General features: G+C 47.4%; 18 protein-coding genes and 2 pseudogenes. 16 read left to right on the forward strand and 4 right to left on the reverse strand.

What is annotated here, in order from left to right:
• Positions 1-16: 16 nt before the first annotated feature.
• From rnr to dnaB, 7 genes and pseudogenes are all read left to right on the forward strand, one after another.
• A pseudogene (rnr, locus tag TOI97_RS07955) lies at positions 17-2263 on the forward strand (ribonuclease R); the annotation flags it as partial.
• Between the two features lie 145 nt (positions 2264-2408).
• Positions 2409-3155: a 23S rRNA (guanosine(2251)-2'-O)-methyltransferase RlmB gene (gene rlmB, locus TOI97_RS07960; protein WP_321553589.1), complete on the forward strand. Its 747-nt coding sequence runs from the start codon at positions 2409-2411 to the stop codon at positions 3153-3155.
• Positions 3156-3333: 178 nt separating this feature from the next.
• Positions 3334-3756 (forward strand): 30S ribosomal protein S6, encoded by a 423-nt coding sequence (gene rpsF / locus TOI97_RS07965; RefSeq protein WP_321553590.1) that lies wholly within the window; start codon positions 3334-3336, stop codon positions 3754-3756.
• Positions 3757-3784: 28 nt separating this feature from the next.
• Positions 3785-4015, forward strand: a complete 231-nt coding sequence (rpsR, locus tag TOI97_RS07970; RefSeq protein WP_321553591.1) for a 30S ribosomal protein S18 — start codon at positions 3785-3787, stop codon at positions 4013-4015.
• A gap of 35 nt (positions 4016-4050) precedes the next feature.
• Complete coding sequence (locus TOI97_RS07975; protein ID WP_321553592.1) at positions 4051-4923, forward strand: YybS family protein; 873 nt, start codon at positions 4051-4053, stop codon at positions 4921-4923.
• 43 nt (positions 4924-4966) lie between these two features.
• Entirely contained in the window at positions 4967-5416 is a 450-nt protein-coding gene (gene rplI, locus TOI97_RS07980) for a 50S ribosomal protein L9 (RefSeq protein ID WP_321553593.1), read from the forward strand.
• Between the two features lie 118 nt (positions 5417-5534).
• On the forward strand, positions 5535-6929 hold the full coding sequence (dnaB, locus tag TOI97_RS07985) for a replicative DNA helicase (RefSeq protein ID WP_321553594.1): 1395 nt from the start codon (positions 5535-5537) through the stop codon (positions 6927-6929).
• Between the two features lie 33 nt (positions 6930-6962).
• Here the strand turns inward: dnaB and TOI97_RS07990 are convergent, their stop codons facing one another.
• Together TOI97_RS07990 and TOI97_RS07995 are read right to left on the reverse strand one after the other, a co-directional pair.
• The gene (locus TOI97_RS07990) at positions 6963-7415 is read right to left on the reverse strand and encodes a DMT family transporter (protein ID WP_321553595.1); all 453 of its coding nucleotides are present in this window, start codon (positions 7413-7415) and stop codon (positions 6963-6965) included.
• Between the two features lie 81 nt (positions 7416-7496).
• A complete protein-coding gene (locus tag TOI97_RS07995) occupies positions 7497-8036 on the reverse strand; it encodes a DUF4136 domain-containing protein (RefSeq protein ID WP_321553596.1) in 540 nt (179 codons plus the stop codon).
• A 613-nt stretch (positions 8037-8649) separates the two neighbouring features.
• On the opposite strand from TOI97_RS07995, the gene TOI97_RS08000 reads away from it, so the two are divergent.
• The 8 genes from TOI97_RS08000 (at position 8650) to sfsA (ending at position 14828) form a co-directional block, all read left to right on the forward strand.
• Complete coding sequence (locus TOI97_RS08000; RefSeq protein WP_321553597.1) at positions 8650-8952, forward strand: reverse transcriptase domain-containing protein; 303 nt, start codon at positions 8650-8652, stop codon at positions 8950-8952.
• 198 nt (positions 8953-9150) lie between these two features.
• On the forward strand, positions 9151-9249 hold the full coding sequence (locus TOI97_RS13340; protein ID WP_407651336.1) for a hypothetical protein: 99 nt from the start codon (positions 9151-9153) through the stop codon (positions 9247-9249).
• A 179-nt stretch (positions 9250-9428) separates the two neighbouring features.
• Positions 9429-10049: an FKBP-type peptidyl-prolyl cis-trans isomerase gene (locus TOI97_RS08005; RefSeq protein WP_321553598.1), complete on the forward strand. Its 621-nt coding sequence runs from the start codon at positions 9429-9431 to the stop codon at positions 10047-10049.
• 125 nt (positions 10050-10174) lie between these two features.
• Positions 10175-11539 carry a DNA repair protein RadA gene (radA, locus tag TOI97_RS08010; protein ID WP_321553599.1) on the forward strand — a complete coding sequence of 455 codons (1365 nt, stop codon included), beginning with the start codon at positions 10175-10177 and terminating at the stop codon, positions 11537-11539.
• A gap of 102 nt (positions 11540-11641) precedes the next feature.
• Positions 11642-12274, forward strand: coding sequence for a GTP cyclohydrolase II (gene ribA / locus TOI97_RS08015; RefSeq protein WP_321553600.1), 633 nt, complete (start codon positions 11642-11644; stop codon positions 12272-12274).
• Positions 12271-12690, forward strand: a complete 420-nt coding sequence (locus TOI97_RS08020; RefSeq protein ID WP_321553601.1) for an MFS transporter — start codon at positions 12271-12273, stop codon at positions 12688-12690. Before ribA ends, TOI97_RS08020 begins: the two co-directional genes overlap by 4 nt.
• A gap of 250 nt (positions 12691-12940) precedes the next feature.
• The gene (locus TOI97_RS08025; protein ID WP_321553602.1) at positions 12941-14125 is read left to right on the forward strand and encodes a pyridoxal phosphate-dependent aminotransferase; all 1185 of its coding nucleotides are present in this window, start codon (positions 12941-12943) and stop codon (positions 14123-14125) included.
• Positions 14115-14828 carry a DNA/RNA nuclease SfsA gene (gene sfsA / locus TOI97_RS08030; protein ID WP_321553603.1) on the forward strand — a complete coding sequence of 238 codons (714 nt, stop codon included), beginning with the start codon at positions 14115-14117 and terminating at the stop codon, positions 14826-14828. Before TOI97_RS08025 ends, sfsA begins: the two co-directional genes overlap by 11 nt.
• Positions 14829-14878: 50 nt before the next feature.
• On the opposite strand, the gene TOI97_RS08035 is transcribed toward sfsA, so the two are convergent.
• Positions 14879-15067, reverse strand: coding sequence for a hypothetical protein (locus TOI97_RS08035; RefSeq protein WP_321553604.1), 189 nt, complete (start codon positions 15065-15067; stop codon positions 14879-14881).
• Between the two features lie 83 nt (positions 15068-15150).
• On the opposite strand from TOI97_RS08035, the pseudogene tnpA reads away from it, so the two are divergent.
• A pseudogene (gene tnpA, locus TOI97_RS08040) lies at positions 15151-15564 on the forward strand (IS200/IS605 family transposase).
• Between the two features lie 317 nt (positions 15565-15881).
• Here tnpA and TOI97_RS08045 read toward each other — a convergent pair.
• Entirely contained in the window at positions 15882-16715 is an 834-nt protein-coding gene (locus tag TOI97_RS08045; RefSeq protein ID WP_321553605.1) for a peptidoglycan-binding domain-containing protein, read from the reverse strand.
• Positions 16716-16753 lie beyond the last annotated feature (38 nt).

Here is a 16753-nt window from a genome sequence, read left to right on the forward strand (position 1 = left end):
GTAAGGTGAATTCAATTTGGTAGCCGATTGGCAATCCCTCGATCCAGAGGCCGCGCGTGAAGCGGAAAAATACGACAACCCAATCCCTAGTCGAGAGCTGATCTTGCAGCACTTGGCTGAACGAGGCGCGCCTGCGACTCGTGAGCAGCTCGCAACGGAGTTCGCTCTAAGCTCAGAAGAAGACTTAGAAGCATTACGTCGTCGTTTAAGAGCGATGGAGCGCGATGCGCAAGTGGTTTATACCCGGCGTGGTGCTTATGCGCCGGTAGATAAGCTAGATCTTGTGGTGGGACGCGTGAGCGGACACCGAGATGGCTTTGGTTTTTTAATTCCTGATGATGGTGGCGATGACTTATTTTTAAGTCCCACTCAGATGCGTTTGGTATTTGATGGTGACCGAGCCTTGGCTCGGGTGGTTGGCTTTGATAAGCGTGGCCGACGTGAAGGTGCTATAGCTGAAGTTGTTGTGCGTGCTCATGAAACTATTGTGGGGCGTTATAACGAAGAAAATGGTATTGGCTTCGTTTTGCCGGACAATAAGAAGATGCAGCAAGAAGTGCTGATCAGTCCGGGTCGCAATGGTGGTGCGCAAGTTGGACAGCTGGTTGAGGTGGCGATTACTCATTGGCCAACGCGACGTTTCCAGGCTCAAGGTAATATTGTGGAAGTGCTGGGTGAGTATATGGCGCCGGGCATGGAAATTGAGGTTGCTCTGCGTAACTATGATATTCCCCATGAGTGGCCTGCGGAAGCATTAAAGGAAGCGCGTCGCCTAAAGCCTGAGGTTGATGAGAAAGATAAAGAGCGTCGAGTAGATCTGCGTGAGTTGCCTTTTGTCACTATTGATGGTGCTGATGCTCGTGACTTTGATGATGCAGTGTATTGTGAGCCGCGTACAGGAAGTAGTGGTGATATTGTTGCTGAAGGCTGGCGTCTTTATGTTGCCATTGCTGATGTGTCGCACTATGTCAAAGTAGATTCGGCATTAGATGCTGAAGCACGATTGCGTGGTAATTCGGTGTACTTTCCTGAGCGCGTGATTCCAATGCTGCCAGAAGAGTTATCTAATGGACTGTGCTCACTTAATCCGAACGTTGATCGTTTGGCTATGGTTTGTGAGATTGCTTTAGCCCGTAACGGTAAGATGATCGGTTATCAGTTTTATGAAGCGGTGATTAATTCTCATGCGCGACTTACCTATGATGTGGTAAGTGCAATGCTTGAGCATCCGCGTAGTGCTGAAGGTAAAGAAGCGATGGCTGAATATGCGGCAGTTGTGCCGCATGTAAAGCATTTGTATGCGGTATATAAAGCGTTACAAAAGCAGCGTCATAATCGTGGTGCAATTGATTTTGAAACCCGTGAAACTCGTATTGTGTTTGGTGAAGACCGTAAAATTTCAGAAATTTTACCGACCGAGCGTAATGATGCGCACAAGTTGATTGAAGAATGTATGTTGTGTGCCAACGTTGCCATGGCAGAGTTTTTGGAAGAGCATGACTTGCCTGGCTTGTATCGTGTGCATGATGGTCCCCCAGAAGAAAAATTAGAAAAATTACGAGGTTTTTTAAGTAGCTTAGGTTTGACTCTGAATCGCGGTAAGGGTGATCCTACTCCGAAAGATTACTTAGCTCTGCTTGAAGTGGTGCGTGAACGTCCAGACTTTCAGTTGATTCAAACAGTGATGCTGCGCTCGTTGAGTCAGGCTATGTATAGCCCAGATAATCATGGGCATTTTGGTTTGAACTACGAAGCTTATACGCACTTTACATCGCCGATTCGTCGTTATGCGGATTTGCTGAATCATCGCGCGGTGCGCAGTATTATTCGATCGCGCAAAAACACTGAGCGCGTGCAGCGTGTAGGTGCACGTAGTATGCCAAAGGCACGTATTTATCCATATGAGCTGCAACAGCTTGAGGAGATTGGTGTAGAGGTGTCGTTGACAGAGCGTCGTGCTGATGAAGCTACACGTGACGTTGTGACATGGCTTAAGTGTGAGTTTATGCTGGGCCGTGTTGGCGAAAGCTTCCCTGGCGTGATTACCGCAGTGACTGGTTTTGGCTTATTTGTTGAGCTGATTGATATTTACGTCGAGGGCTTGGTGCATGTTACTGCATTGCCAGGTGACTATTATCAGTTTGATGCCTTACATCATCGTTTGACTGGTGAGCGCAGTGGTCGCAGTTTCCGCCTAGGGGATACAGTGGAAGTGATTGTCGCTCGCGTTGATTTAGATGAGCGTAAGATTGATTTTGAAATGAATCCGGATGATGTTAACGCTGGCAAGCGTGCATCTTCGGTGGGTAAAACAGCGAAAAAATCATCTAAAGAAGAAAAGAGCGCACAGCCGAAAAATAAAGCGCGTAAGCGTAAAGTAGTGAGTAAATCCACTAAAGCGGGGCACTATGAGTAATTTGGAAAATGTTTATGGTGTTCATGCTGTTGAGTCATTGCTGCGTCATCACCCTAAGCGAGTGAAAGCTTTGGTTTTAGCTGAAGGTCGCAGTGAGCCTCGCGTTCAGGTTTTGCGGGAGCTGGCAGAGGAAGCTCGGATTCCTGTCAGTACGCTGAGTCGTCGTGAGATGGATGAGCAGCTTGATGGTGTTCACCAGGGAGTGCTAGCTAAAGTCAGTCCGAGTCAAGTATGGGGTGAAGCTATGCTTGATGAATTGTTGGATCGTTTAGCTGAGCCGCCCTTGCTGCTAGTGCTTGATGGTGTCACTGATCCGCATAATTTAGGAGCCTGTTTGCGCACGGCTGATGCTGCAGGTGTGCATGCGGTGATCATTCCGAAAGATAAATCGGCAAGCTTAAATGCTACTGTGCGTAAAGTGGCGTGTGGTGCTGCGGAGGTCGTGCCTTTAGTTGCAGTGACCAACTTGGCACGAGCTTTAGAGAAGCTGCGACAGAAAGGCTTGTGGGTCGTAGGCACAGCGGGCGATGCTGAACAGAGTTTATATCAGCAAGATATGAAAGGGCCGCTTATAGTTGTGATGGGGGCGGAAGGGGCTGGCATGCGCCGTTTAACTCGCGAGCATTGTGATTTTTTAGTGCATCTACCCATGCAGGGTAGCGTCAGTAGTTTGAACGTGTCAGTGGCAACAGGTGTTTGCTTGTTTGAAGCTCAACGGCAACGTTTGCTCAAGGGCTAAGTTGGTGTTTGCAAAAATAACTCATGCTTTTTGAGACTTGCCTTGCTTAGTGGGGTGAGCTTCTTTAGAATACCGCACCTTGCATTGTGCGTATTCTTTGGGGATACGTTTGTGTAAATTTTATCCACTCCTTGTCTGACCGCTGAATGCGGCAGGCTACAACCCGTAAGGAGCATCTATGCGTCATTACGAAATAGTGTTCTTGGTCCACCCGGATCAGAGCGAACAAGTCGGCGGTATGGTTGAGCGTTATACCAAACTGATCGAAGAAGATGGTGGTCAAATTCATCGTCAAGAAGACTGGGGTCGTCGTCAATTAGCTTACCCAATTGATGATATCCATAAAGCTCACTACATTTTGCTCAACGTTGAGTGCAGTAGCAAAGCTTTAGCAGAGCTGGAAGACAGCTTCCGCTACAACGATGCAGTGCTGCGCAACCTGATCATTCGTCGCGATGAAGCGGTTACTGAACAGTCTGAAATGTTAAAGGCTGAAGAGAACCGTAACGAGCGTCGTGAGCGTCGTGAGCGTCCTGAAACTACCGAGCGTACCGAAGAAGACGGTAACGACGATAGTGACAGCGAATCTGACGACGAGTAATCCCTGAGTTAATTGAGGAGCCACTACCATGGCACGTTTTTTCCGCCGCCGTAAGTTTTGCCGTTTTACTGCTGAAGGTGTTACCGAGATCGATTACAAAGATCTAAACACCCTGAAAGCTTATGTTTCAGAAACTGGCAAGATTGTACCAAGCCGTATTACTGGTACTAAAGCTAAATATCAGCGTCAATTGTCAACCGCGATCAAACGCGCGCGCTTTTTAGCTCTGCTGCCATACACCGACAGTCACAATAATTGATCTTTGGCTGTACCGTGAAATGGATAGGTTAATGCATGCGTATACTCGCTGAGTTTGTAATGCGTGGGCGCATGCAGGCTGTTGTAGTGACAGCCTTAGCCGTGGCCGTACCAATGATGTTTTGGTTCGGTGCTGCTGCTGCGAGTTTAGTGTTATTAAGACGCGGCTTGAATGATGCATTGAATGTCATCGTTTGGGCATTATTGCCTGCAATAGTTTGGGCTTACTTTGATGATCCTCGTCCTTTATTGGGGTTGCTTGGAGCATTAATATTGGCACAAGTGTTGCGTAGCAGTGCGTCTTGGGCAAAAGTCTTGCTTGCAAGTCTCTTGCTAGGAGCTGTTTTTGCATGGGGGCTTGGTGTTGCATTTGCTCAACCGCTTAGCGAGTTGGCCAATGAGCTCAATACGCTCATGCCTAAACTTCTTCCAGACCTTTATGAGCAGCTTAATGCTGAACAGCATTTGCAGTTAAGTAGTCTAATTGTGCCAGTACTAACTGGTTTGATGGCTGCTGTATTGCAAATCATATGTGTACTCAGTGTGGTGCTTGCACGATATTGGCAAGCAGCTTTATATAACCCTGGTGGGTTAGGGCTTGAGTTTAAAGCCTTACGCTTACCTGCGGTGATAGTGTTCCCCCTAGTGTTTGGTATGTTGTTTGCGCCAAGCCTCGGGATACAGGCTGCAGTGTTAACGCCAGTGTGCAGTGTGCCGCTGTTATTTACAGGGTTGGCCGTTGTACACGGGCTGATCGCTAAATACCGCGCAGGCAGTTTTTGGTCGATTGGTTTGTATATAGGTTTGATCTTGTTTACGCAGGTGATTTATCCGTTTTTAGTGGTACTGGCTATCGTCGATAGTGTTTTTGATTTTCGTGGTTTAAAGCATCAGCAAAATGATGCTTAATGTCGCGAACGGTGAACGTTGAAATTCAAGAGGTGAGACTCAAATGGAAGTCATCCTGCTAGAGAAAGTCGCAAATCTGGGCGACCTGGGCGACAAAGTAAATGTTAAGGCCGGTTATGGTCGTAACTTTTTATTACCGCAGCGTAAAGCAACTGCTGCAACGGCTGAAAATATTGCAGCTTTTGAAGCGCGCCGCGCAGAGCTGGAAAAAGCAGCTGCTGAGAAGCGTGCAAACGCAGAAGCGCGTGCTGCTCAACTGTCTGAGTTAGAAGTGACTATCACTGCTAACACAGGTGAAGAAGGTAAGTTGTTTGGTTCTATCGGTACCCATGATATTGCTGATGCGCTGACCGCTTCTGGTGTTGAAGTGAATCGCAGTGAAGTGCGCTTGCCGCACGGTACAATTCGTCAAACTGGCGAATATGACGTTACTGTGAACTTGCACACTGACGTTGAAGCTACAGTTAAGTTGATTGTAGTTGCAGGCGAATAAGCCTATTGGTTAACTCAGGTTAACTGATGCTAGAAAGGCACGCTATCTTATGGATGCGTGCCTTTTTTATTTTATAGCTTGCTATAATTTTATCTTGAGTAACATGTGAGTGTAGTACATGAGCGAGTTAGAGGTTCCCCAACAGTATGATTTAGAGACAGCTGCGCTGAAAGTGCCGCCGCACTCAGTAGAAGCTGAGCAGTCCGTTTTGGGCGGCTTGATGCTAGATAATAATGCTTGGGAGCGAATCCTTGATCAGGTCTCCGACAACGATTTTTATCGGCATGATCACCGTTTGATTTTCCGCGCTGTTGCACGTTTGGCTGAGCGTAACGAACCTTTTGATGTGGTGACATTATCTGAGCAATTGGATAAAGAAGGTCAGCTTGACCAAGTGGGTGGTTTGGCTTATTTAGGTGAGCTCGCTAAAAATACACCCTCGGTCGCGAACATTAAAGCTTACGCTCAGATTATTCGTGAGCGTGCAACTTTGCGGAAGCTCATTAGTATCAGTAATGAGATTGCTGACAGTGCTTACTCACCGCAAGGTCGTAGTGGTGATGAGATTCTGGATGAAGCTGAGCGTAAAATTTTTGAAATCGCCGAAGAGCGCCCTTCAACGGGTGGTCCGGTGGGTCTCAATGATTTGCTGGCAAACGTAATTGATACCATTGATACCCTGTTTAATAGTGATGAGGCCATTACGGGTGTCTCGACAGGTTTTACTGATTTGGATGAAAAAACCAGTGGTTTGCAGCCCGCAGATTTAATTATTGTTGCCGGTCGACCTTCGATGGGTAAAACCACTTTTGCTATGAACTTGGTAGAGAATGCTTTAATGCGTTCGGATAAAACAGTCATGGTTTTCTCGTTAGAGATGCCGGCTGAGTCACTCGTGATGAGGATGATTTCTTCTCTCGGGCGTATTGATCAGACTAAGGTGCGATCGGGTCGTTTAGACGAGGATGATTGGCCACGCTTAACTTCTGCAGTGAACATGCTGCAAGAGCGTAAGTTGTTTATTGATGATACGGCAGGTATCAGCCCCTCAGAAATGCGTGCGCGCACCCGTCGAGTTGCTCGAGAGCACGGTGAGATTGCATTGATCATGGTGGACTACCTGCAGTTAATGCAGATTGGTGGTGGCGGTAGTGAAAACCGTACCAATGAAATTTCTGAAATTTCACGCTCATTGAAGGCATTAGCGAAAGAGTTTAACTGTCCGGTTGTGGCTTTATCACAGCTGAACCGTTCTTTGGAGCAGCGCCCGAATAAACGTCCAATCAACTCGGACTTGCGTGAGTCAGGTGCGATTGAGCAGGATGCTGATGTCATTATGTTTGTTTACCGTGATGAGGTGTATCACCCCGAGACAGAGTATAAAGGTGTTGCAGAGGTGATTATTGGTAAGCAGCGTAACGGGCCTATTGGTACTGTACGCTTGGCGTTCCAAGGTAAGTACACGCGTTTTGATAATTTAGCGCCTGGTAGTTATCAATTTGATGATGATTGATATTGCCCTGTAGTTTAAGGTTTGTATATCAATCTAGCTGCGCCGAATAAGCCAGATGCCTCCCAAGATTAGGGCCAGTCCAGTGATTTTTCCGAGGCTGATGGGGATTTCTTTATACCCCATCCAACCTTGATGGTCTAAAAAAACTGCACTGCTTAATTGACCAAGTAATACCAGCGCCATAAAGAGTAGTGCGCCGATTTTAGGTGCCACGAAAGCTGCAGTAAACACAAAAAACGCACCCAGTAAGCCGCCACCCCAATGCCACCAGTGCAAGCTTTTAAGGGTGTCAAAGCTAACGGGTTCACGCTGCACAAGTGCGAGGGTGAGTAATGCGACTGCGCCAACCATAAATGAGATGGTCGCAGCATTGAGTACGCTAGATACCTCTTTAGCCAGTAAGCCGTTAATGCCTGCTTGTAAGGGCATTAACGCGCCGGAAACAAATGCCATAGCTAAAAGCAACCAGTAAAAATGCGAAGACATAAATAACCTTAGAGTCGGAGTGTAAGCACGTATCTTGCCACAAATATAACGGGCTCATCTCGGGTTTTCTGTACTGCAGCTTTATTGTGGTGGAAAATTTTGCAAAATGTTTTGTACCTGTTGGTGAAGTCTGGCGTTACGTACTGTCGGGCTAGTACGTTGTTGGGGTAAGACCCAGCTATTGCTGCCACGCCAGATCAGTTTTTGGTTGCTAGCATCGATGAGGTCGATCTGCAGTGTTTGACTGCTGTAGGTTGTGTCATAGGTTTCTGTGCGTATCGAGGGAGTCCATAGATCCCCCCAGTAATCATTGTGTTGTACTTGAGTGCGTTGCAGTTTGTTTTCAGTCATTAACCAGGCTTGTACAAGAAGCTGGCCCTTCTCGCTCTGTTTTAGCCCTTGCTGAGTTAACTGAGCTTGAATTGCGGTGCGCAGGCGTTGGGCATCTAGATCACTTTTATGCTGGGCTGAATTGGGTATGAATTGTATTGCAGGTTCGGTCCATTGCCAGGTGTGAAAACTGTGGTAGCTCAGTCCTGGTTGGTAATCCAGTTCAACTAAACTTTGGGTCTGACAAGCTGTTAAAGTAAGAAGGCTGATTAAAAGCAGGTAGTGAGGCATGGAAAATACTCCAAGAATGGATCAAAAACTGTGGCTTTTAGTTCGGGTTTTGTGAAGAGCGCTGTTAGGGTACTGCGCTTAGTGCGACATGTCGCTCTCAAAGAGCGAAGGTCACTTGTCTTTCGATCCCAACCTGTTATTTAAGCTTGAGCGCAAAGTTCCTCATCGAAATGTCGGGACAGTGCGCAAGCATCGTTATCCGGCCCAGTATATGCCTGCTGGTCTGCTAGAAAGGCATGCATGTGGGAAGCCCTTTCGACAATGTCTCACCAACTCGATCCGCGAGGATAGACTATTTCTATGGCTATACATAGGTGATGAGGCTAGCAGCAGTAACCGCATGACTAACAAACGTGAATTCTTGTCAGAACCCTCATCAGTATCAACGGGCCTGCGATAGCTATTGGCCTCAGCCAAAAGGCAATACTGCAGGCTATCCTTGTTAAATAAAGGGGTATGGCATCAACATGTTGCCGAGGGAAAGAAACTGCAAGGATGTTAACCCGCTCGTGTTATGGGCGCTGCTGGGCTATGAAATGTGTGATGGAAAACTGAGGTCGAAAGACAGTGGGTGTTGATAGAGAAGCACAGGGGTACGCCCAAAGCCAAATGGATGGCTGTCAGTGGGCTGTCAAAAGTTCGAGGGTGCAGACCCATACCGCTTCGGCGTGTATGGATACCAAAATCCTGGAGTACGGAAAAGCGTCCACTAGGAATCCCTACGGTGCTCGACCGCGCTATGCAGGCGTTATACCTGTTGGCATTAGACCCAGTGGTAGAAACTACCAACGACCCGAAGTCTTACGGCTTCCGCACGGATAGATCTACTACTGATGCGATGGTGGAATTATTCCACCTGTTGGCACTGAAAACGGGGCTGCAGTGGGTTATGGAGGTCGTTACCGGGAGCATATAACCCGTTTGATCGGGAGCATGAACTGAAATGGGAAGCGCTCAGAGTTCAACGGATGCAGCATAAGTTGAGTTATCAAGGACAAATTCTGTCGCTCTTCGTAGACAGCAGGGTAAATGCGCTCTGTGAGGGCATGAGGTTGGTAGGGAAACTGGCTGGCATGACCGCCACGTCATAAGACGAGTGGGTGGTGAGCCAAATATGCTAAACAATCGCACGTTGCTTCACCCTAACTGCCATGCACAGGTTCATAGCCAGCATGGGCAAATACTTCTAAAATACAGTGGTTTAAAGGAATAACCATTCGTCACAGTAACCGGGTCAGTGTAGACTGGCTTTTTATAGACTTGAGCCGTATGCGGGGAAACTCGCACGTATGGTTCTTAGGAGGGATAGGCCAGTAATGGTCCGTCCCTATCCGACTATTGACTTTCAATTTACCGCATTAGGCGGTTTTTTATTTGCCAATGGAGGCATGCATGTCAAAATTAGATCTGAGCACTGATGAAACACGCGTAAGTTATGGTATCGGTCGTCAAATGGGTGAGCAACTACGTCAAAATCCACCGCCGGGCCTGAGTATTGAAGCAGTTTTGTCAGGTTTAAGCTCTGCTTTTAACGGTGAGCCACTGGCAGTGTCGGGTGAAGAATTAAATGCGAGCTTTACAGTCATTCGTGAGCGTATGGAAGCTGAGGCTGAAGCGAAGGCTAAAGAAGCGGCAGCAGCAGGTGTTGAGTTTTTGAAAGAGAATGCAAGTAAAGAAGGTGTGGTTACGCTTGCATCAGGTCTGCAATACGAAGTAATCACTGAGGGTGATGGTGCGCAACCAACCAGTGAGAGCACTGTGCGTACGCATTATCACGGTACTTTGATTGATGGTACTGTGTTTGATAGTTCATATCAGCGTGGTGAGCCTGCAGAGTTTCCAGTGAATGGGGTGATTGCAGGTTGGACTGAAGCGCTTCAGTTGATGAAATGTGGCAGTAAATGGCGTTTATATGTGCCAAGCGAGCTGGCTTACGCTGGTCAAGCGGTGGGTGCTATCCCAGCACACAGCACTTTAGTATTTGATGTTGAGTTGCTTGAAGTAGTTGCTTAACTCTTGACATCCTCTCCGTCCTTTCGGGCGGGAGGATGCCAAATTCTCACTGTAGACAATGTCAGTTTTTCAGGGCCCGAGTAAAGGCGGTCATTAGTTGCAATGTGAGCAAAGGGGAGCGCAGGATGGCTAAGGCCAAACGTATGTATGGCTGTACAGAGTGTGGAGCTACTTTTCCCAAGTGGGGTGGGCAATGTACCGCCTGCGGCACTTGGAATACTTTAGTAGAAACACTCATTGAAGCCGGAGTGTCAGAGAAAAGCAGCCGCGCAGGCTGGGCAGGTGATCAGGCCGCATTAAAAACCTTGGCTGAGGTGAGTATTGAAGAAATTCCACGTTTCAGTACAGAATCTAGCGAACTGGATCGCGTCCTAGGCGGTGGGTTAGTGGATGGTTCAGTGGTGTTGCTCGGTGGTGATCCTGGAATTGGTAAATCAACCATCTTGCTGCAAACTTTGTGTCGTATGGCTGCTACGATACCGGCTTTATATGTGACAGGTGAAGAATCTCAGCAGCAGGTGGCTATGCGCGCCCGTCGTTTAGACCTGCCACAAGATAAACTTAAAGTGATGACTGAAACCTGCATTGAAACTATTTTAGCTGTAGCGCGTCGTGAGAAGCCTCGTGTGATGGTGATTGACTCGATTCAGACGATCTTTACTGAGCAATTACAGTCGGCGCCAGGCGGAGTTGCACAAGTGCGAGAGAGTGCTGCGTTGTTGGTGCGTTATGCGAAGCAAAGCGGTACAGCTATTTTTCTGGTTGGGCATGTCACCAAAGAAGGCTCGCTAGCAGGTCCGCGTGTTTTAGAACACATGGTGGATACGGTGCTTTACTTTGAAGGCGAGTCAGATGGGCGCTTACGTATGTTGCGTGCCGTTAAGAATCGTTTTGGGGCAGTTAACGAGCTGGGTGTCTTTGGTATGACTGACCGTGGCTTGAAAGAAGTATCGAATCCTTCGGCAATATTTTTGAACCGAGCGCAAGAGGCTGTTTCTGGTAGTGTTGTTATGGCTACTTGGGAGGGGTCGCGCCCCATGCTGATTGAGGTGCAGGCTTTGGTTGATACTAGTCATTTAGGTAACCCGCGTCGTGTAACTCTTGGTTTAGATCAAAATCGTTTAGCGATGTTGTTGGCGGTGTTGCATCGTCATGGTGGTATACCTACGCACGATCAGGACGTTTTTCTGAATGTTGTGGGGGGAGTTAAGGTTTTAGAAACAGCCTCGGATTTAGCTTTAATGGCTGCTATTATTTCCAGCTTACGCAACCGGCCATTAGAGCACGGCTTGCTCGTGTTCGGTGAAATAGGATTATCCGGAGAAATTCGTCCAGTGCCGAGCGGGCAAGAGCGCTTAAAAGAAGCCGCTAAACATGGTTTTAAGCGTGCAATTGTACCTAAAGCTAATGCGCCAAGGGAAACGCCTCCAGGCATCGAAGTGATTGCGGTGACGCGTCTTGAAGACGCTTTGGATGCGTTATTTGAATAATCAAAGATTCGGGTAGGCACTAACATAAATGTTAGATTGTCTGTTCGAGTCAGAGGTGAAGCGCTACAATGCGCCACTTATAAAAGCCTAGGAGTTGTTCTGGTGTCTGTCGTCTTTGTCGCTGCCTCCAAATTACCCACCCCATTTGCTGAGTTCACAATGCACGGTTTCTTAGATGAGAAAACTGGCAAAGAGCATGTGGCTCTAACTTTAGGGGAAATTGATGATGGCGAGCCTGTCTTAGGTCGTCTTCATTCTGAATGCCTGACTGGCGATGCGCTATTTAGTTTGCGTTGTGACTGCGGTGCTCAGTTGGAAGCGGCCTTGCGTGCAATTGCTGAAGAAGGTCGCGGAGTTTTACTGTATTTACGCCAAGAAGGGCGTGGAATTGGGTTGCTTAATAAGATCCGAGCTTATAGCTTACAAGATGGTGGTGCAGATACCGTTGAGGCCAATGAGCAGTTGGGTTTTGCTGCAGATATGCGAGATTACTCAATTTGTCAGCCTATGCTAGACCATTTAGGTGTGCACTCTTTGCAGCTGATGACCAATAACCCGCGCAAAGTGAAAGCAATGCAAGGTTTTGGTGTGGAGATTGCTCGTCGTGTATCTTTGCAAGTAGGGGAGAACCCTTATAATAAGCTTTACTTAGCAACTAAAGCAGGCAAGTTAGGCCATTTGCTAGGGGTTGAGCATCAGGCAGAGCATTTTGGCAAGGTAGAAAAGGAATCGTGAAACCTCATGAGGCACGTCGTGCGCTGAGTATGCTGTGGTGGTTACAGCTGATGGTGGCTTTGTTGCCTGTTTGGTTGTTTCCAACTGCAGTATTTAAACTAGGAGAAAATACAGAGCTGCTATCAGTTGTGTACTTTGTTCTAGCTTTATTAACATTATTTTTAAATCACAAGCCCTTCCAACGCTTTAAGCAAGCAGTGATTGCTGTAGGTCAAGCGCGTGCTACAGAGCAAGAAAAGCCTGCTTGGCAATATTTAATGCATTGTCGATTACACGCATTATGGTTTGCATGTGTTCCTGCATGGGCTGCTGCACTGGCGAAGATTTTTGGTTTAGAAGCGCCAGTGGTCATCTTGTTATCCTTAGCTACTCCGATTCTGTTTTGGCTTTATAGAACCCCTAAGCAATTGTCGTAATAGGTTGTTTTAGTCAGAGCGCAACAAAGAGCCTTGCTGAGTGAACGTGCAGACAGATGGTGACGTGCAGAACGGATTGAGCTTGAGTTAAAACTACTGGGTTTGGCATACATGCGCTGCTTATATTGGCGCGGGCAACTACGCAATACAGTATGGGCTGAGTGGCTGTAAAAACTAATAGAATGCGCATCGGTTTGGTGTTGTTTGTAGTGAACCTGAGATTTGTCGCATTATTTTTATTGTGGATATTATGACATTAACCTATAGCGCGCGCAGTCGCGCAATTGAGCCTTTCCATGTAATGGCCTTACTTCAGCGTGCGAATGAGCTTGAAGCGACAGGGCATGATGTTATTCATTTAGAGATTGGTGAGCCTGATTTTAATACTGCTGAGCCTATTATTCAGGCTGGGCAGGCCGCCTTGGCTGCAGGACATACTCGTTATACGGCAGCTTTAGGCTTGCCTGCTTTGCGTGAGGCTATTGCTGGATTTTATGCCGTTCGTTATGGAGTGGATATCAGTCCAGGGCGTATCATGATTACTCCCGGCGGCTCGGGGGCATTGTTAATGGCCAGTTCTTTATTGGTGGATCCGGGTAAACACTGGCTATTGGCTGACCCAGGCTATCCATGTAATCGCCATTTTTTACGCCTAGTAGAAGGGGATGCGCGGTTGGTACCGGTAGGGCCGGCAGATAACTATCAGCTCACTGCTGATCTGGTTGCTCGTAATTGGAGTGAAGATAGTGTTGGAGCTTTAGTTGCTTCGCCGGCAAATCCGACGGGGACTGTGCTCAGTCTTGAAGAACTGACCGAGTTGTCCCAAGCGCTAAAAGTGCGTGGTGGTCACTTGGTTGTGGATGAAATTTATCACGGACTGACCTATGGTATAGACGCTCCTAGTGTTTTGGAAGTGAATAACGACGCCTTTGTGTTGAATAGTTTTTCTAAGTATTTTGGCATGACAGGTTGGCGCTTAGGGTGGTTGGTCGCGCCAGAGGCGGCGGTACCTGAATTGGAAAAGCTAGCGCAAAATATTTATATTAGTGCACCGACTTTATCACAGTATGCAGCATTAGCCTGTTTTGAGCCTGAGACTATAGATATTTTAGAAGCGCGTCGGGCTGAGTTTGCGCGACGTCGTGACTATTTGTTGCCAGCGTTGCGAGCATTGGGTTTTAAAATTGAAGTTGAGCCTCAGGGAGCTTTTTACCTCTATGCAGATGTGTCTGGCTTCGGTGGTGATGCCTTTGATTTCTGTCGACATTTCTTAGAAACCGAGCAAGTTGCTTTTACTCCTGGATTGGACTTTGGCCGGTCAGGTGCTGATCAACATGTACGTTTTGCTTATACTCAGAATGTACCTCGTTTGCAGCAAGCGGTGGAGCGTATTGCTCGCGGTTTGAAAACTTGGAAGGCACGGCATGCAATTTGATCCGAAGCTAGAAGAAGGGCGTTTAATTAAGCGTTATAAACGTTTTTTTGCTGATATTGAATGCGCTGATGGCAGTGTGGTGACCGCACATTGTGCCAATACAGGTTCCATGAAACACTGTATGGCTGAGGGTGCACGGGTGTGGTTCAGTCGTAATAATGACCCTAAGCGTAAGCTAAAGGCTACTTGGGAGCTAGTAGAAACTCCGCATGGACGTATTGCCTGCATTAATACTGGACGAGCCAATCGTTTAGTTGAGGAAGCGCTTCATGCTGGAGTGATTACTGAGCTGGCGGGCTTTACTATGCTGCGTCGAGAAGTGAAATATGGGGCAGAAAATAGCCGTGCTGACTTCTGTTTGATGTTTGCTGAGCAGCCTGTTTATGTTGAAGTGAAAAGTGTTACTTTAGGGTTTCCTGATTCTGATGTTGCCGCTTTTCCTGATGCGGTGACAGCGCGTGGTACCAAACATTTACGTGAGCTTGCTGCCTTGGCTCGCAGTGGGCAACGTGCGGTATTGATTTACTGCGTTAACTTGACAGGGATAAGTGCGGTGCGTGCAGCTAAAGAGATCGATCCTGACTATGCTGCTGCACTGTCTGAAGCTAAAGCGGCTGGGGTTGAAGTGCTTGCTTACGGTACGAGTATGGATGCTATGGTAATTCAGGTGACTCACCCTTTACTTGTTCAGAGTCATGAATAGCTAGCACGTGATCGGTAGTTTTATGTTGGTGCTTCGATTCGGGCAAGCTACTACAACTCGAACCGGCACGCACCGCCTGATTTGCGCCAGTTCAGCCGCGCTTTCTTAAACTGCTTGCGGTGCGTGACATACTCACCTGGAGTGCGCTGCAAGGTTTGGCTGTGCAGCCCAAGCTCTTTAATCGAGCATTGACTTAATCCATTAACAAAGTTCCAGCTGAAATTGACGCTTCGAGCCATGCGGTTTAGCAAGGGCACACGCCTGTCTCATGCTCGAAATTTTAAAGTCTTGGTGCTTTCATACCTTAAAGTATAGTTGGCCTATGATTAAAAATAACCCATGCAGAACAGGTAGACACTGTGTTTTTGAGCTTCACGCTCATTTGGTCTTTATTACTAAGTACCGAGGTGCTGTGTTCAACAGTCAACACCTAAAATCGCTTGAAAGTATTTTTAGCGGTGTGTGCGTGAGTTTTGAGTCAGAATTGGTTGAGTTTAATGGCGAAGCTGACCACGTGCACCTTTTGGTAAACTTTCCTCCCAAGGTTTCTGTATCACGCTTAGTAAATAGCTTGAAAGGCGTATCAAGCCGCTGACTTAAACAAATGCATCCTGAGCTGGTTAAGTCTGCATACATGAAAAATGCATTATGGAGTCCGAGTTACTATGCTGGCAGCGTAGGCGGAGCGCCTATTGCAGTGATCCGGCAATACATTGAGCAGCAGACAAGCTCCTAGTAGGACTGCTTACGCCCCTTGCTATCTATCTTCGCACTAAAAGTACGAGGTCTTACGCGATTTTGATAAAAAGGTGCTGGTAACGAATTGAGGTGATACAGCTAGGCGTTGCAAAATGTCGTAGCTGAAATCTATCACGCTGCCGTAAACGGTTTTTAAAAAGCCGCATAAACGAGCGCGATTCAGAGCTGTTAAGTCTCTGGCATTGTTCGGTTTCTTAAGTCGATCGTTGGTGGGGGTGAGTGGGCTGGAAGTAGTGAGGTTGGCGGGCTCATGAGCTGAGCCCGCTGTAGAGTCGACTGTTAGAGTATTAGAGGTTAGGGCTGAATGCCCATTTCTTCTAGCGTTTCATAGGTGAAAGCGCCAATGGCGAGTCGGTGTTGTAACTGATAATCGGCTAGGCTAGCAATGGTGCGTTTACCTACTAAGCCATCGATAGGGCCGGGATTGTAGCCGGCTTGTGCGAGTTTCTTTTGTACCTGTATCACTAAGTCACGGCTCAGTTCATTGTCACAGACCGCGCGGCGTACAACAATTTGTGGTTCACCTTCGTACTCAGTTACGCTGAGTGCTTTGGTTTGTGCGGGGGTTTGGTCTTCGAAGATCTGTGTGTCGCGCACGATGTGTTGTACCATGAGTTGTTCGATTTCTGCTTGCTCTTGTACTTCAATGGCGCGGGCCGGTTGGTCGACGACCCAGCGAGTGACTGTTTTATACTCTGCTGGTTCGGTGTAGGTCATGGTGCGTTCACCGCGTACCAGTTCCTCTACTTCAACTGTTTTATATTGAGCAGGGATTTCCTTGGCACAAAAAGCACTAACACTGGTGCCTTTGGCATATCGACTGCCTGCGGCTTGGCAAGGTTCTAGCACAGTTTGGCGGTCTTGGATTTTGATACGTTCGGTCTTTTTCTCGTATAGGGCAGGTAGTACTTCCACTTTAGTTACTTCGGGTTTGATCATCACTTCTTCAGTGACTTGTTTAAAAGTGGCAGGTTCAATTTTATAAGTGATCACTCCTTCGCGGGTTTCCACTTGTTGATAGCCACGTTTGAGTTGTGCGGGTGTAACGCGAATTTTGTTACTGGAATCTTTAATAGTAACTTCAATAGCATGCACGGAAGGGCGCGGCTTGATTTGTGCGTAAACCATACATTGGCCGGGTTCCACTCTAACCATGTTGTTGCCGG

Source organism: Denitrificimonas halotolerans (genome assembly GCF_034259425.1).
Classification (GTDB): domain Bacteria; phylum Pseudomonadota; class Gammaproteobacteria; order Pseudomonadales; family Pseudomonadaceae; genus Denitrificimonas; species Denitrificimonas halotolerans.

Coding starts and splice junctions, on each gene's coding strand:
- rlmB (WP_321553589.1), top strand. CDS start 2,409: ATGAGTAATTTGGAAAATGTTTATGGTGTTCATGCTGTTGAGTCATTG.
- rpsF (WP_321553590.1), top strand. CDS start 3,334: ATGCGTCATTACGAAATAGTGTTCTTGGTCCACCCGGATCAGAGCGAA.
- rpsR (WP_321553591.1), top strand. CDS start 3,785: ATGGCACGTTTTTTCCGCCGCCGTAAGTTTTGCCGTTTTACTGCTGAA.
- TOI97_RS07975 (WP_321553592.1), top strand. CDS start 4,051: ATGCGTATACTCGCTGAGTTTGTAATGCGTGGGCGCATGCAGGCTGTT.
- rplI (WP_321553593.1), top strand. CDS start 4,967: ATGGAAGTCATCCTGCTAGAGAAAGTCGCAAATCTGGGCGACCTGGGC.
- dnaB (WP_321553594.1), top strand. CDS start 5,535: ATGAGCGAGTTAGAGGTTCCCCAACAGTATGATTTAGAGACAGCTGCG.
- TOI97_RS07990 (WP_321553595.1), bottom strand. CDS start 7,415: ATGTCTTCGCATTTTTACTGGTTGCTTTTAGCTATGGCATTTGTTTCC.
- TOI97_RS07995 (WP_321553596.1), bottom strand. CDS start 8,036: ATGCCTCACTACCTGCTTTTAATCAGCCTTCTTACTTTAACAGCTTGT.
- TOI97_RS08000 (WP_321553597.1), top strand. CDS start 8,650: ATGGCTGTCAGTGGGCTGTCAAAAGTTCGAGGGTGCAGACCCATACCG.
- TOI97_RS13340 (WP_407651336.1), top strand. CDS start 9,151: ATGCTAAACAATCGCACGTTGCTTCACCCTAACTGCCATGCACAGGTT.
- TOI97_RS08005 (WP_321553598.1), top strand. CDS start 9,429: ATGTCAAAATTAGATCTGAGCACTGATGAAACACGCGTAAGTTATGGT.
- radA (WP_321553599.1), top strand. CDS start 10,175: ATGGCTAAGGCCAAACGTATGTATGGCTGTACAGAGTGTGGAGCTACT.
- TOI97_RS08025 (WP_321553602.1), top strand. CDS start 12,941: ATGACATTAACCTATAGCGCGCGCAGTCGCGCAATTGAGCCTTTCCAT.
- sfsA (WP_321553603.1), top strand. CDS start 14,115: ATGCAATTTGATCCGAAGCTAGAAGAAGGGCGTTTAATTAAGCGTTAT.
- TOI97_RS08035 (WP_321553604.1), bottom strand. CDS start 15,067: ATGGCTCGAAGCGTCAATTTCAGCTGGAACTTTGTTAATGGATTAAGT.
- TOI97_RS08045 (WP_321553605.1), bottom strand. CDS start 16,715: ATGGTTTACGCACAAATCAAGCCGCGCCCTTCCGTGCATGCTATTGAA.